The sequence below is a fragment of the Nostoc sp. genome, from assembly GCF_036917415.1.
Taxonomy (GTDB): domain Bacteria; phylum Cyanobacteriota; class Cyanobacteriia; order Cyanobacteriales; family Nostocaceae; genus Nostoc.
On sequence record NZ_JBALDJ010000119.1, the window covers coordinates 53,723 to 68,656 of the forward strand.

The 14,934-nt window shown below is 38.4% G+C and carries 13 protein-coding genes; 8 read left to right on the plus strand and 5 right to left on the minus strand.

Annotation, left to right across the window (positions count from 1 at the left end; all coding sequences use genetic code 11):
* Nucleotides 1–88: 88 nt before the first annotated feature.
* Entirely contained in the window at nucleotides 89–268 is a 180-nt protein-coding gene (locus tag V7K41_RS33045) for an STAS domain-containing protein (protein ID WP_442943303.1), read from the minus strand.
* A 47-nt stretch (nucleotides 269–315) separates the two neighbouring features.
* On the minus strand, nucleotides 316–1,131 hold the full coding sequence (locus tag V7K41_RS29185) for a WecB/TagA/CpsF family glycosyltransferase (RefSeq protein WP_334853902.1): 816 nt from the start codon (nucleotides 1,129–1,131) through the stop codon (nucleotides 316–318).
* 831 nt (nucleotides 1,132–1,962) lie between these two features.
* On the opposite strand from V7K41_RS29185, the gene V7K41_RS29190 reads away from it, so the two are divergent.
* Complete coding sequence (locus V7K41_RS29190) at nucleotides 1,963–2,097, plus strand: hypothetical protein (protein ID WP_334853904.1); 135 nt, start codon at nucleotides 1,963–1,965, stop codon at nucleotides 2,095–2,097.
* Nucleotides 2,098–2,131: 34 nt separating this feature from the next.
* The gene (locus tag V7K41_RS29195) at nucleotides 2,132–2,425 is read left to right on the plus strand and encodes a hypothetical protein (protein WP_334853906.1); all 294 of its coding nucleotides are present in this window, start codon (nucleotides 2,132–2,134) and stop codon (nucleotides 2,423–2,425) included.
* Nucleotides 2,426–2,427: 2 nt separating this feature from the next.
* On the opposite strand, the gene V7K41_RS29200 is transcribed toward V7K41_RS29195, so the two are convergent.
* From V7K41_RS29200 to V7K41_RS29210, 3 genes are all read right to left on the minus strand, one after another.
* Complete coding sequence (locus V7K41_RS29200) at nucleotides 2,428–3,108, minus strand: response regulator transcription factor (RefSeq protein ID WP_334853908.1); 681 nt, start codon at nucleotides 3,106–3,108, stop codon at nucleotides 2,428–2,430.
* Between the two features lie 23 nt (nucleotides 3,109–3,131).
* The gene (locus V7K41_RS29205) at nucleotides 3,132–4,550 is read right to left on the minus strand and encodes a HAMP domain-containing sensor histidine kinase (protein WP_334853910.1); all 1,419 of its coding nucleotides are present in this window, start codon (nucleotides 4,548–4,550) and stop codon (nucleotides 3,132–3,134) included.
* Between the two features lie 394 nt (nucleotides 4,551–4,944).
* Nucleotides 4,945–7,083, minus strand: a complete 2,139-nt coding sequence (locus V7K41_RS29210) for a WD40/YVTN/BNR-like repeat-containing protein (protein ID WP_334853912.1) — start codon at nucleotides 7,081–7,083, stop codon at nucleotides 4,945–4,947.
* A 309-nt stretch (nucleotides 7,084–7,392) separates the two neighbouring features.
* Between V7K41_RS29210 and V7K41_RS29215 the strand changes: the two genes are divergently transcribed.
* From V7K41_RS29215 to V7K41_RS29240, 6 genes are all read left to right on the plus strand, one after another.
* On the plus strand, nucleotides 7,393–8,841 hold the full coding sequence (locus V7K41_RS29215) for a GumC family protein (protein WP_334853914.1): 1,449 nt from the start codon (nucleotides 7,393–7,395) through the stop codon (nucleotides 8,839–8,841).
* The gene (locus V7K41_RS29220) at nucleotides 8,838–10,130 is read left to right on the plus strand and encodes an O-antigen ligase family protein (protein ID WP_334853916.1); all 1,293 of its coding nucleotides are present in this window, start codon (nucleotides 8,838–8,840) and stop codon (nucleotides 10,128–10,130) included. The genes V7K41_RS29215 and V7K41_RS29220 overlap by 4 nt, the downstream gene beginning before the upstream one ends.
* Nucleotides 10,131–10,177: 47 nt before the next feature.
* Entirely contained in the window at nucleotides 10,178–11,449 is a 1,272-nt protein-coding gene (locus tag V7K41_RS29225; RefSeq protein WP_334853918.1) for a lipopolysaccharide biosynthesis protein, read from the plus strand.
* 123 nt (nucleotides 11,450–11,572) lie between these two features.
* A complete protein-coding gene (locus tag V7K41_RS29230; RefSeq protein ID WP_334853919.1) occupies nucleotides 11,573–12,637 on the plus strand; it encodes a polysaccharide pyruvyl transferase family protein in 1,065 nt (354 codons plus the stop codon).
* A gap of 63 nt (nucleotides 12,638–12,700) precedes the next feature.
* Entirely contained in the window at nucleotides 12,701–13,669 is a 969-nt protein-coding gene (locus V7K41_RS29235; RefSeq protein WP_334853922.1) for a glycosyltransferase family 2 protein, read from the plus strand.
* A 66-nt stretch (nucleotides 13,670–13,735) separates the two neighbouring features.
* Entirely contained in the window at nucleotides 13,736–14,713 is a 978-nt protein-coding gene (locus tag V7K41_RS29240) for a glycosyltransferase family 2 protein (protein WP_334853924.1), read from the plus strand.
* Nucleotides 14,714–14,934: the final 221 nt, after the last annotated feature.

Genomic DNA, 14,934 nt, shown 5'->3' on the forward strand with positions numbered 1-14,934 from the left:
ACCAGTCAATCTGTTCTTTAAGATATTTGCAATGACGGTAGCGATCAATACTTCATGTTTAAGCATTCAACATCGTTACGACGGCATCTTAATTCTCATAAATTTCAAACACTGAATCCATCTGAGTCAGTTCAAAGATCATCCGAACAAGTGCTTGCAAATTGCAAATTACCGAACTACAGGCACTTGAACGTATAGACGAAATCCCTTTAAGTAAAGCGGTTAAGCCTAAATTATCTATAAAATCTACTTTGACTAGATGAATCACCCAAAGAGTAGTGTTACAAGGTACTTTTAATCAGTCTTGATGGTTAATTAAAAGTTCAAATCATTTTCAAATCCAGACTTATTTCGTGCAGCTAATGTGATTTGGCTACTTTGTTCTTCACTTTGGTGTCGAGCAAACGCATAGGTTAGTACTAAACGTAAAAAGATAAAGTTGCCTAGAAGATAACGCTGCCAAAGTCGAGTCGGTTCCATTGCCAGTCGCCACAGCCACTCCATGCCAACAGAGCGAATTGGATAAGGGGCACGGGTGACACGTTCAGCCATAAAATCGAACAGACCCCCCACACCCATACAAGTGATACGAGGCAATTGGCTAGCGTATTGGTTAATCCAAATTTCCTGTAGTGGTACGCCCATTGCCACTAACAGCAGGTGAGGGCGGGCTATCCGAATAGCCTCTAATACTTGCTGAGTTTGTGTTTCAGGAAAATAGCCGTGCTGAGTTCCGGCAATTATCAACCCAGAATATGCTTTCTTGAGGTTAGCTGCCGCTTCTTCAGCTACACCCGGCTTACCACCTAGAAAATAGACTGATAAACCTTTTGCTGCCCCTTCTTTGCACAAAGCCGGAACTAAATCAGTGCCATTTAGATTATGCACCAATGGTGTACCCAAGAAAGCGCTACCCCAACAAACTCCGCTCCCATCTGCCAACAACAAATCACTCTGCTCTAACGCCTTTGCCAATGCTGGGTTTTTGGCAGCAGTTACCATCGTGTGGGCGTTGGCATAATACACGCGACCACCCTGCCGCTTTAGCAACTGCACTAGTAATAGTTCAATTGCTTCGTATAAAGGCATACGATCAAAATCAGTATCTAGAAAACTAACTCGGTCTGCCATATAATTTAATGCTCGCCATCTGGAGTTGCAAAATAGTAGGATTCAGAGCATTGCCCATATTTTCTGCTCGCCGGAAATTTACTGACAGTGTTTTACATTAATCGACACAAAGAATTATGGCTGCTGGTAGGTGAGTATTACCTGCAACAAAACTGAAATCTTTGATCTGTCAGGACTTTTGAGATACTTGACTTTTTAATGTGTAAGTACCATAAAAGATTTGATCCGAATTGAGAGTTTATTCACAAGGTTGAGTAAAGACCTAGTGAAGCCTACGTATACTTTCGTACGCAAATACCGATATAAAATACTATCTGATGGCTACTTAAATTATTTTTTATACAGTATCCTAATGAGAAATAAAATTATCCAGCTAACTATCCGTTTGGCTGTAGCGTACAGATAGTCTAAATTTCATAATAAGATAAGTTGGCACGATAAAACAAACGTATGTTTTATTTTTTCAAAACTGTAGAGTAACCAATTTATAAGCTATTAGTTGAATTTACATTTCTTCACATAGCTTGGTTTTTTAACGCCGATTGACTGACTACACCACATAAAAAACCACAAAAATCAGAGATTTGACAACTACAGAAATAAGATAACAAACAATGATTGCCACGCAGAATTGATGTTGAACAGATGATATGTTGAGTGAAAATATTTTAAGTAGCGAGTGAGAAGTTTTGTTTATCTCGTCATTGCTATAGTCAGGTAATAATGGCAGTCTGTGGACTTGTCAGATTGCAATTTTATTGCTTATGCTTTTTATCTGTTAATGACTTGAGCCTTTCTGGGAAAAAATAAATTTTTCTTCTTTCTATCTTTTTGCTCTTAACTGATGATTTAGCTCAACTTATTCGCCCAAAGCCTTATTGTTACGTCCATTCAACACTGACGATCAGCTACGCTGGGCGGTTACGCCATCGCACTTCCTTTGCGATCGCTAAAACCATTGTCTAGTAGGAATTTCCCATTTGCAGATAAGTCTAAATATATGAAAAGACACCGAATTATGGTTATTGGTAGCAATGTCATGACTGTGCAGCGCGTCAGCAGTCATTGCCTAAAACAAAATGCAGAAGTTTTTCCATATTATTGTATTCCCACACCTGAAGAGATAACTTTGTTTGAACCTCATGTATTGGTGCTATGTCTGCCCATACCTGAGCAATTCCAGCATCAACTACTTCAGCCTTACATTTTGTGGTCAGAACAACTCGTGAATGACATCTCACCACTAGCTACCACTTTTACAGAATTATCTGCCTGTTTACATAAATTCTTTTAAGCTTATATCAACCCTTGGCGTACGGCTAAAGCTGCTGCTTGAACGCGATCGTCAACGCTAAGTTTGTTGAGAACCATACGTACATAAGACTTGACGGTTCCAAGTGAGAGGTAAAGTTGGTTTGCAATCTGCTGGTTTGAGCGCCCTTGTGCAATAAGTTTAAGAATCTCGCGTTCGCGATTACTGAGAATAGGTTGCGCTATTACCTGAGATACAGGAACATCGGGAGCGACAGCGGTTGACCTAAGCATCCGAGCAACTTTTTGAGCTATTAGAGGATCTAAATAAGCACCACCTTGAAGTATCAATTGAATGACGGCGATCAGCTGTTCCCATTCAATGGTTTTAAGACAGTAACCATCAGCACCAGCCGCAAGCATCCCCATGACCTGGATATCATCGTCGAAGGCACTTAAGGCTAGAACACAAGTAGTCAAACAGTTACTTTTTATGTGCTGGGTGGCTGTAATCCCATCCATAACTGGTAGATCGATATCCATTAAAACTACATCTGGTTGGAGTTGGCTAGCTAATTCAACAGCCTCTCCACCGTCCAATGCCTCTCCAACTATACTAAAACCGGGTTCTAGGCTAAATTGCCCTTTCATCCCTCGGCGGATTAAAGCGTGATCGTCAACTAATAAAACCCGCACAGTTTTATCTTTGTCAATATTAGGTATCATTATTGCTACATCTGGTTATATTTCTATTCATCGTTGCTATCAACTTTATTTATGGCACTTGAGAGAGTAAACCAGAAAGTACTTCCCTCTCCAAGAGAACTTTCAACGCCAATGTTTCCTCCGTGAGCCTCAATAATTTGACGACATAAGTACAGACCAAGCCCACTTCTTCCACGATGCCCTCGTCCTTGAATAAAGCGGTGGAACAGCTTTTCCTGAGCTTGCGGTGCAATTCCCGAACCGTAATCACGCACCGAAATCCGCACTTGCTCCTCTGCATAAGGCGTTATCTCAATCAGAATTTCGCCGTTAAGCTTACTTACGCGCATAGCGTTATCAAGTAAATTTTGTAAAACCCTTTGAATTTCTAATTCATCACCATAGACAGTTGGCAGCAATTGAGAAGTTTTACAAACGAAGGCTAACTCACGTGTAGATGTTGCTTTTATCTGACCAATTACTTTAATTAAAATCTTTTCCCAATTCAGGCGATCGCACATTAAACAAGCGCTGCCTGCTTCATAACGGGAGATATCTAAGAGGAGTTCTACAAGCTTAAGCAGATCCTCATTAGCTTCATGGTACTCTTCAAAAACTTCCTTCCAAGTGTCATTGACTGAACCAAAAGCTCCTCTGAGCATACAGTCTAAAGTGTTACGAGTGGCAAGTAAAGGAATACGTAGGTCGTGGGAAAGTGCAGATATCATGTCTTCAAGCTGTTGGTTATGCACCTCAATACTTTGTTGACGGTGACGAGTCTTATCAGCCATCGCGTTAAGAACTCCAGCTAGTTGCCCGATCTCATCTTTAGAAGAATGGGAGAGTTGCACTTCCATTTGTCCTGCTTGCCAAAGTTTACAAACTTGTGTCAGTTTGTTTAATGGAAGTTTGACTCGCCAATGCAACAACTGGAGATTTAAAATTGCTACTAACAAAATGATTAATGTACTGAAAATATTTATCGCAGTATTAATATTGTTCAACCGCTGTATACGATTTTTGCGAACTCTCAAAAGCATCTCTTCGTGCTGAATGAGTTTCCCAATCTCGTTGTGCAAAGAATCAAATAAAGTGCTTTTTGTCAAAGCAGAATTCCTTACAGAACCAGAAAGCGCTTTTTGCTTCAACTCCCTTTGCCACTGGTTATAGATATATTTAATTTTATTGAGTTGCTTTATTTGAGCAGGGTTGTCTTGTACGAGATTGTACAGATGGTTGAAGCTTTTGTGGAAGGTGGGCTTCTTCTGACGATAATCTATAGGATTAGTTCGTCCCTGACTGGAATATTCTATAAAACCTTTTTCTTGATTATCGATCACAGCATTGAGTAGACGTTCTCCTTCTCGCCCTATGAATAAAGCATGAGTTACCTGTTCACATGCCTCATGATTTAGCTGTGCTATCAAAAGGTTGAAGACTTGCTGTCCAAATAAAAATAACACTAGCAGTAAAATACTAGTATGCAGAGGGTTTAAAAAATTACCTTTCCTAGATGAATGAATTAAGAAAGGTATCAAGCTAATAGCTATCACTACCTAATATCTCTACCACCTTAATTAAAGTTACCTAGAATACTACTTAAAACCCCTATACACCAGTACTACAAAAGCTTTGCTGGTGTTAAGCTGTGATTAGAAAGCGTTAACTGTGCATATATTACATATCAACATCCTTCATACTAACAACCCAATTGTATTAAATAACGTAGCAAAAATCATACTACTACCTTTTTTACAAAAATTAACATAATACATAAAAATTAATACTCTTTTAGGTTTGTCGTTTTCTTCCAACTGATGTCAGTTGCATGAAATAAATACATAAGAGTAAGTTTTTTTACGGAGTTCCATAGTAGATTCCTCTACCGTTAGTGCCAATAAAGACTAGTCCGAATTTCTGCCAGCTAGCCTCCATCACATTAGGCTCATTGCCCATCGGTTGGTGTAAAAAGGCGATATTTATCCATGTTTTTCCTTTGTCGAGAGAGCGAAAAACTCCTTTGCCCATACCAGCAATTTCCCCATACAAATACAGTGCAGGAATTTTGCTTCCCTTTTGTGCCTTACCAAGGGCGAATAAATAAGCTTTTTTCACTTTAGGAATCTGGGCAAATTTCACACCGCCATTTGTTGAGCGATAAAGTCCGTGAGAGTTAAGACTGAGCCAGACTTCGCCATTAACCCCCGGAACTGTTTTGAGCATAGACCAACTTTCGGAAGGCAATAATGAGTTTACAATCCGAAAGGATGCGCCTCCATTCTTACTGCGGTATAACTTGCCACCACTGTAGTAGTAAAAAGTGTTGCTATCTAATTTGTCAGCTACTAATGGTTGACCCCAGTACCACGGCCCTTTGGGGCCTTTGGGTAATCCTGATACTTTGCTCCAAGAAAATCCGCCATTGGTTGTGCGAATAGGCTGTCCTTGATTAATAATTGCGACAAATAGATTGGAATTTGTTGCTGACATGGCTACACGCAACGGCATTGTGTTCTTCGGAAACGAGGAAAATTTTTTCCATGTCAGTCCCCCATCTTTTGAAGTTGCTCCCGTATAAGTATTGTTCCATCGATTACCACCAACACGTACCATTTGTGAAGGATTGCTTTCGCTATAAGCAAGGCTATAGGTATCCTGGAACCGAGGACTATTTTTGCCGCCAAACTGCGTACATGGGTAGACATCTAGCCCATTGCTGTGGTCAAACCCATCCGTATCAGCAACACCGCTCAACAATTTAGAGCCACTTCGAGGCGAGGCTAGGGCGAAACTAACTAGCTGCTCGTGTCCTTTTTCATAGTTCGACCAAACAGATGACTCGGCGTTGATGTTATCTGTCCGCCATGTTCCATACCAGTCTGTTAACCATAACCGTCCAGGAGTTTTTGGGTCAAACTCAATAGCTGAGGTTGAGGAGGCAAAATACCACTTAGGCCACCAGGGCACTTGAGGTTTCAAGGTATGCTTTTTCTGTTGCCATGTAGCTCCACCATTAGTAGATTGAAATATTACACGATCGTTTGTTGTGGAAACATACTGGTCATAAACAATTAAAAGGTGATTGGGATTGTTTGGATCTACAGCAATGGCATTAAATGTAGTTTTCGCATTACTTGGTGTGATATTGCTCCAAATACTGTTTGCATATTTGCTGACACCTGACTTATGCGTTACATACAGAACTTTGTCCTTTGCGAGAGCCATTCGATTCACTTTTGATGGGCTTTCTGGTATTTTGCTCCAGGTAACACCCGCATCAGTGGATTCATATATGCCATTTCCATAGTCATTGGCATAGACTAATCCAGACACATTTTTGTTAAATACAATACCTGCAATTCCAATTTTTGCTTCCGACTTTTCGGGAAAGGAACTAACCTTGCCCCATGTTGTGCCACCATCTGAAGACTTCCATAGCCCATTCAACCGCGAGCCAAATAAAATAACATTGGAATTAAAAGGATTAACTGCTAGCCTCTCTCCTAGCCAACGTTTAGTTTCATTCCCGCCCATTGGCAAATCTATTTTCAGCTTATTCCAGGTTCGACCGCGATCGCTCGATTTAAAAATTGTTCCTAATCTACCCCAACTAGTGGTGTATTTACCTGCTGCTATGTATACAATATCTGGGTTATTTGGGTCAAGTGCTAAGGCTTCTCCCCCATAGTAATTGCTGTCTTGCAAGCTAAATATATCTGTTAGCGGAATCCATTTGTAGTTTTTTGAATTCCAACGATAAAAACCACCCATATCAGTTCTGATGTAGGCTAGATTTCGCTCTTGTGGATGCAAATAAATGCCTGTAACATAGCCACCTCCTCCGATAGAGACATTAGTCCAGTGATAGCTTGATGTAGTACTCCAACTAGACTTGAGGGGTGTAAATTTGACGACAATAGCCAGCGCAACTATAGCAATACAAATTGTTTTCCCTAGCAGCCTCCAGAAACGGCGATCGCTCATTGCTATTTTCATGATATTTGCACGTATTTACTTTAATTTACGTTACAGGAAGTAAATTAAAATAAAGTAAATCAGGTAAAGCTAAGTGGATATCTGGTTGGATAATTTTATTGAACCCTAGAGGATGCTGTCTGCATTGATGCAATATTGACCATCAGGCAGTTTTGTCATTGCTGTTTAAGAAGCAAACTTTACTAAGAATTATTAATAAATTTTTAAGCAAGATGTAGTACGATCCTGTAACGTTTACTTAGGCGAATCGCAAAACCCCACCTAGACTTTGTAATTCCGCAGCCAGTTCCCGACTTTAGAGGATTTTTAATGGCCAATCATACAGAAATCTCTGCGGGTTACCCTAGCAGTTTGAGAAAATTAGTAGCCAGAAAAGGATGTTGGCAGCGTTACTTACTTCTAGGTGTAGCAACCAACATAGCATTCTGGACTTCAACTTTCCTTTATATAAAGCTTACACCACCGACCTACACTAGTTCTTCAGCTGTTAATCTGCCAGGAGCATGGTCAAATGCCAATATTAATTTACCAGACATTGGCTATGCTAATTATGAAAATGTGTCTCCATACGCTGCTCTTTCTTCTCAAGATCCAAGAGAAATTTATAAATTTATTGCTGAAAGCGACCCTATATTAAAAGCGGCAGCAGATCAACTTAATATGTCTTTAGAAGAGTTTGGCAAACCTCGGCTCAAGCTAATAATTAATACTTCCATGATGAGCGTTGACTTTGAAGGCGCGAGTCCCCAGGAAGCTCAAAATAAATCTTTAGCTTTTTACAAAGCCTTGCAAGCAAGACTCAACAAGCTACGAAATCAAGAAGCTGTTCAAAGAGATATAGGTTACCAAACGTCCCTGATTTCTTCGCAAAAAAAATTAGCAGATGCTCATAAGCGCCTTGCTGATTACAAAGCACGTTCGGGTTTGAACTCTGAAGATCAAATTAAGGATTTGACAACCAACATTGAACAGCTCCGCAGACAACGAGCTGAAATAATCGGTCAACAGCAACAGGCTACTACTCGTCTGGCACAATTATCGAATAATTTAAAACTATCTGCCGGACAAGCTACAGATGGTTTTACCCTTCAAACAGACCAGATATTTCAACAGAACTTAAAAAATTATAGTGATGCTAGCGCTTCTGTAGTTGTTTTGGAATCCAGATTTCTGCCTAACCATCCGACATTAATTACAGAGAAAGCGAAAAGAGACGCTGCTCAACAAGCCCTGCTAGCTCGAGGTGAGTCTCTTTTAGGGCGAAAAATCACTTTGGCAGTTTTAAAGCAGTTAAGCCTTAGTAGCAATAACTCTGGTAACAGCGCTCCTCGAGATACTCTTTCCCAAGAACTAGTTATAGCTCAGGCAGACCAAAAGGGATTCACCGCTCAAGCTCAAGCAATAGAACAACAGATTACCCAGCTTGAGAGTAGGCTCAAGAATTTAACACAGTTGGAAAGCACCTTAGATTCACTGAAGCGAAATACGCAAATTGCTGGAGCGGTCTTTTCCTCCAATTTGACCAGACTGGATATTGGCAAGTCGAATACTTTTGGCTCTTATCCACTGATTCAACTTGTTATACAGCCTACATTACCTGAGAACCCAACTTCCCCAAATGAGAAATTGGTTTTACTAGGTTCAACTTTCGGCTCCCTTTTCGTATCCCTTGGACTGGTGTTACTTTGGTGGCGCGAACGTAAAAATTTAATATCTAATAAGGCTGTGAGTACAGAGAGGAAGAGAATGGAACAATGAAACCTCAAAACTTTGAAGAAAGTCTTGTTTGGTATTGGATAATTAGTACCTATGGATTTTATTTTATTGGTATTTTATATCCTATAAATTTTGTATTAGCCTGGATACTGTTTTTTTACCTATGTAAGCGGCTTTGGAACCAAACAACGCACACTAGTATTGACAAAATAATTAAAGTTTATTGGATACATTGGGTTTGGATTGTCTCTATTCTGGTTATAGCGATCGCTACAATTGTAGGCTGTATAAATTATGATGTAGGTACAAATCAAACTCTTAGGTCATTAATTAATTGGTTTACAGATTGGGCTTTGCTAGCACTATTTCCATTAAGCGGCTGTCTCAATATTAGACCACAACTAATCTATAGAGCAGTCTGTATCTTATGCCTTCAAAGTTTGATTTTAATTCCCTTTTTTTATCTAGCTTGGATATTACATTTGCCTGCACAACTATATTCTTCTCCAATTGAAAGATTAATACAGAATGGTGAGCTTTTTTATAATGTAAATCTTTATGGTAGTGATTACGGTACGAATGATATCCGTCTATTTCTATTTGCACCTTGGGCACCTGCGCTAGGTCTTATTGGAAACATCTACTTCTTCCTTGCTCTTGAAGAACGTAACAACAAGTGGCGCTGGATTGGTATAGTCGGCTCTTTAGCTATGAGTATAGTATCTGTTTCTCGCTTATCTTTTATAGCTTTACCAATAGTTTTTATATTAGTTTTGTTGCTTACAAAAATTACTAAACCTACTACACAAATTGCGATCGGGTTTGTTAGCTTTTTAGCAGGTATTTTTAGCACGGCACTTGTTGGTACTATTAGGGATGCTAAAGAAGCATTTTATAATGCTAGACCGGACTCTTCACGAGTGCATGAAGCCTTAGGTATGATTGCCTTGGAGAAATGGAAAGAAGCTCCTATATGGGGTCATGGCTTTCGAGAAGCACCAGGGCCTAAAGCATTAGCAGAAATGCCTATTGGCTCTCACCATACTTGGTTTGGTCTCTTGTTTGTTAAAGGGATAGTTGGCTTCACCGCTTTTTTAGTACCAATTTTATTGAGTTTTATAGTTTTGCTGATTAAAGCACAGAAAAGCACAACTGCCAGAGTAGCATTGTATTTTCTTATAACTCTATTACTTTTTACATTTAATGATAGCCAAGAGGCTTTAGCTTACCTATACTATCCCGGTTTAATCATCATGGGAATTGCATTTAAAGAAGAAGTTCAGCCTCCTAAATATTCTCTTAATAAGAAGCCTGAAGCTGCTTATATTTAAATTCTAAATTGATAAAAAATATAGAATTGTCTCTTAAGGATGCCCTCATGTTAATCGAAAAGCTAAGGCAAAAAGTATCTAGCCAATATGTGCGTAATATTGGTTGGATGGGGGGAGCAGAGTTAGTGAATCGTGTGTTCCGATTGGGAACAACAGTTACTTTATCTCACCTGTTAAATCCCTACGATTATGGATTGATAGCAATCGTTTTGACTACCAATGAATTTGCAACTGTTTTTACCTTAAGAGCTGGAATTGGATCTAAGATTATTCAGGCATCAGAGAAGGATCTGAAAATTATTTGTCAGACATCTTACTGCCTTAATTGGATCTTATGTGGAGTAATGTTTATTATTCAGTGTACTGCCGCTTTACCAGTTGCCTGGTTTTATAGTAATAACCAAATTATCTTACCTATCTGCATTATGGCATTAGTCTACTTAATGCTGCCAATCTTTGCAGTTCAGTCTGCATTAATCCAGCGAGAGAACCGCCTAAAAATTATAGCATTATGCAATGCTACTCAGTCTTTCCTAATCAATATTCTCACTATAGGTTTAGCCCTATTAGGGATGGGAATGTGGGCTGTTGTTGTACCTATTGTTATTACAACTCCAGTATGGATTGTTATCAATCTTATGAATCATCCTTGGCGGCCTACCATGTCCTTTAGTTTTAACAAGTGGCAGGAAGTTGTTAGTTATGCTAGAAATATTCTTGGCGTTGAGTTACTAAATAAGCTAAGAGCTAATCTTGATTACCTGATAATTGGACGTTTTTTAGGAGTCCAGGCGCTAGGAATTTACTATTTCGCTTTCAATGCTGGCTTAGGAATCAGCATGAATGTCATAAATACAATGACTTGGTCTTTATACCCCCATCTTTGTGCTGCTCGGGGAAACGTTAAGCAGTTTCAAGAACGTTATTTTAGTAGCCTCAAAACATTTGCCTTAATTGTCTTTCCATTGGTTTTGTTACAGTCAAGTCTAGCTCCATTTTATGTACCAATTGTTTTTGGGCAAAAGTGGGTAACAGCAATTCCAGTATTGATAGTTATCTGCTTATCAGCCCTACCACGCCCATTTGCTGATGGCGCTTCTATGTTACTTAACTCTGTAGATAAAAGTCATATTAATCTTTACTGGAACCTAATTTTTACTGTGATTTTTACAATTTCATTACTAGTAGCTGTGAAATGGGGAATTTTTTGGGTAGCTGTTGCGGTGTTCATGGCTCATATATTAGCATTACCTCTTTACAGCATTTGGGCTAGTAAATATGTTTTAGCTAGAACTCAATCTTTATCAATTGCAAAATAAAAATTAAATAGCTCTCAGCATTTAATTAAAGCTAAGTCAAAATTTTGCTTTTTATAAAAATAGTTTCTTCTAACTACACTCATTCATTGAAAAATAACGAATAATAATGAGGAACTAAAATTAATGGCTACCCCCCAACTGGAACAGCTGAAAGAATTTCTGCATAAATCACTAGGGAAATTAGAGACATTTCAAGAGTGTGCATTACTGGACTATCCTGACTATCCTAATATTGGCGACCACCTTATAGGGTTAGGTACTGTACTTTATTTAATCAATGTGCAAAAAACAAAAATTAAATATACTGCAAGTCCTAATAACTTTTCTAGCAAAGTCATGGAAGAAAGAATTGGAAAATCTGCTATTTTCCTGCAAGGAGGAGGTAATTTAGGCGATCTTTGGACTGCTCATCAAAAATTCCGCGAACAGATTATTTCCAAATACCGGGATAGACCAATAATTATCCTACCACAAAGTATTTATTTTGTTGAACCAACCAACTTAATGAAAGCAGCAAATGTCTTCAACTCACATCCTAATTTGACTTTGTTTGTCCGTGACGAATACAGCTATGAACTTGCTCTAAAATATTTCTACAACTGTCAGGTAATTAAAGCACCTGATATGGCTTTTCAAATGGTCAACTTACCTGGTCTATTATCGAGGTCTAACCGCAGCAGCTCTATTTTGTATCACTATAGAAATGACAAAGAGTTGAATCCAAGTGATTCTCAAACTTCTATTGATCTCCCTAATTTAGTTGTAGAAGATTGGACTTCTTTCAAATATGACACAACTGAACGCATGGAGCGAATTCGGGAAGGTTTGCAAAAAGGTACAGTGATTCCTGGTGAGTGGATATACCGACATCTCTGGAAATACTTCCATAATTATTCCTTTGGATTCAATAGCTTATATAACTCCTCAATGCATCTTAAATCCTTAAGTTATATGCATCATGGGATGTATCAATTCAAGCAACATCGTCTAATTATTACAAACCGCTTGCATGGACATATTCTCTGCATTCTTATGGGTATTCCTCATGTCTTTCTACCTAATGCTTACCATAAAAATGAGGCATTTTATAAAGCTTGGACTTACTCAATTCCCTTTTGCAGATTTGTAAAAGAACCTTCACAAATTCAGGTGGCTGCACAAGAACTCTTGGAACTATTTCCAAACTAACTGGTTTCTGTGCCTACACTAGGAATTACAAAAATCCTTCTGCTTTCCATCTGGTTAAACTCTATGACAACTATATCCGTTATTATTCCTGCTTACAATGCTGAACACACTATTTTAGAAACGATAAAATCCGTTCTTCAACAAACCTTTTCTGATTTTGAGCTAATTGTTATCAATGATGGCTCAACCGATAAAACTTTAGAACTAGTGAAGACTGTTGAAGACTTTCGTATCAAGATTTTTTCATACAGCAATGCTGGTTTATCAGTAGCTCGTAATCGTGGTATTTCTCATGCCACTGGAGAGTTTATTGCATTTCTCGATGCCGATGACTTATGGACACCTGATAAATTACAGCTACAACTAGCAGCATTGCAAAAACATCCAGAGGCAGGACTTGCTTATAGCTGGACTCTGAACATGAGTGAAACAGCAGAGATTTTTCACCCTGGTCATAATGTAGTCTATGAAGGTAATGTGTATGACAAATTATTACTCAATAACTTTATTTCCAATGGTTCCAATCCTTTAATTCGTAAACAAGCAATTGAATCTGCTGGAGAATTCGATCCAACACTTTCTTCTGTGGAAGATTGGGATTATTGGTTTCGTGTAGCAGAACACTGGGATTTTGCTGTAGTTCCCAAACCTCAAATTCTCTATCGTCATTCTTCAAAATCTATGTCAACTAAAGTTGAAAAGATGGAGAAATATTTGCTTATTGTCTTGGAGAGAGGCTTTCAAGCAGCACCACCAGAGTTACAAAATCTTAAAAATAGAAGCCTAGCAAATATCTATCAATATTTAACGGGTATGGAACTGGCTCATGTGATTAATAGAGAACAAGTCAACCAAGCTGGTCGTAAATTATGGAAGATGATTTCTTTATATCCTCAGATTTTACTAGAAAGAGTAACTCAGCGTTATTTAATGAAATGGCTGGTAATGCAAGTCTTTTCTCCTCGAATTGCTAAGTACTTGACTCGACCTTTTTCTTTGGCTAGGTCTGTTGCGGTTCCAAGACTGCAATAAAGGCTGTTATTATAAAGCAACTTTTTGATCCTAATTCGCTAGTAGAATTTAGCAACTTATTGAAATATGCCAACTATATCTGTCATTATTCCTGCTTATAATTCTGAGCGCACAATTGTTGATACAATTGTCTCAGTACAACAACAAACTTTTTCTGATTTTGAGATAATTGTTATCAATGATGGTTCAACAGACGGAACTCTTAAGCTACTGGATGAGCTAAAAGATAGTCGTCTAAAAGTCTTTTCCTATGAGAATGGAGGTTTATCAGTAGCTCGTAACCGTGGTATATCTCATGCCAAAGGAAATTTTATAGCCTTTCTTGATGCTGACGATTTATGGACAGCCGATAAGCTAGAACTTCAGTTAGAAGCTTTACATAAAAATCCAGAGGCAGGTGTTGCTTATAGCTGGACTTATTTTATGGATGAACAAACTGGAAATTGCCATATCAATCAGCCGATCTTTTTCCAAGGTAATGTTTTAGCTAATTTATTAACCTGGAACTTTATTGCTAGTGGTTCAAATCCCTTAATCCGTAAGCAAGCGATTGAATCTGTAGGAGAGTTTGAACCTTCAGTATCAGGAGCAGCAGATTGGGATTATTGGCTGCGTTTAGCTGCAAAATGGTCGTTTGTTGTAGTTACCAAACCGCAGATTTTTTATCGTCAATCTTCAAATTCAATGTCATCTAAAATTGAATTTATGGAAGACTGTCAGTTCAAAGTATTGGAGCGAGCTTTTCAATCAGGATCGCCAGAAATTCAAATCTTGAAAAATTATAGTTTAGCTTATGTTTACCGATATTCTTGTAGGCTCTGCCTAACAAGAATTCCAGGTAATGAAGGAGTTGAAAAAGCAATTAAAAAATTGGGGAAGGCAATTCAGCTATATCCAAAAATTCTCCTGGAAAAGGAAACTCAAAAGCTAATTATTAAATTGTTGTTGAAAAAAATACTTGTAGAGAATATTTCCGGGTACTTGCTCCAGATTATTAGTAAAATTCGCGTTACTCATGTTCAAAAATTAAATATTCATGAATAAAGAATCGGTTGAGGTAAGTTGTAGTATTTGCCACTTGGTAACTCAATGGATAGTTACTCAGTCTTATTCTGAATAATGGTGGAGAGATTGGTTGCTAAGAATTTCAATCAGACTATCCACACGTAGAAAATTGGATGTATTTTGAGACACGTTTACTTGCTTTAAGTAATGAATACCAGACGGAAAGATTTTACATTATCCGGTGAAAAGTTAGGAGGTGG

Excerpts from the sequence above, each read along its gene's own strand:
- V7K41_RS29200 (WP_334853908.1), bottom strand. The coding sequence starts at position 3,108 with ATGATACCTAATATTGACAAAGATAAAACTGTGCGGGTTTTATTAGTT.
- V7K41_RS29210 (WP_334853912.1), bottom strand. The coding sequence starts at position 7,083 with ATGAAAATAGCAATGAGCGATCGCCGTTTCTGGAGGCTGCTAGGGAAA.
- V7K41_RS29215 (WP_334853914.1), top strand. The coding sequence starts at position 7,393 with ATGGCCAATCATACAGAAATCTCTGCGGGTTACCCTAGCAGTTTGAGA.
- V7K41_RS29235 (WP_334853922.1), top strand. The coding sequence starts at position 12,701 with ATGACAACTATATCCGTTATTATTCCTGCTTACAATGCTGAACACACT.
- V7K41_RS29225 (WP_334853918.1), top strand. The coding sequence starts at position 10,178 with ATGTTAATCGAAAAGCTAAGGCAAAAAGTATCTAGCCAATATGTGCGT.
- V7K41_RS29195 (WP_334853906.1), top strand. The coding sequence starts at position 2,132 with ATGAAAAGACACCGAATTATGGTTATTGGTAGCAATGTCATGACTGTG.
- V7K41_RS29185 (WP_334853902.1), bottom strand. The coding sequence starts at position 1,131 with ATGGCAGACCGAGTTAGTTTTCTAGATACTGATTTTGATCGTATGCCT.
- V7K41_RS29230 (WP_334853919.1), top strand. The coding sequence starts at position 11,573 with ATGGCTACCCCCCAACTGGAACAGCTGAAAGAATTTCTGCATAAATCA.
- V7K41_RS29240 (WP_334853924.1), top strand. The coding sequence starts at position 13,736 with ATGCCAACTATATCTGTCATTATTCCTGCTTATAATTCTGAGCGCACA.
- V7K41_RS29220 (WP_334853916.1), top strand. The coding sequence starts at position 8,838 with ATGAAACCTCAAAACTTTGAAGAAAGTCTTGTTTGGTATTGGATAATT.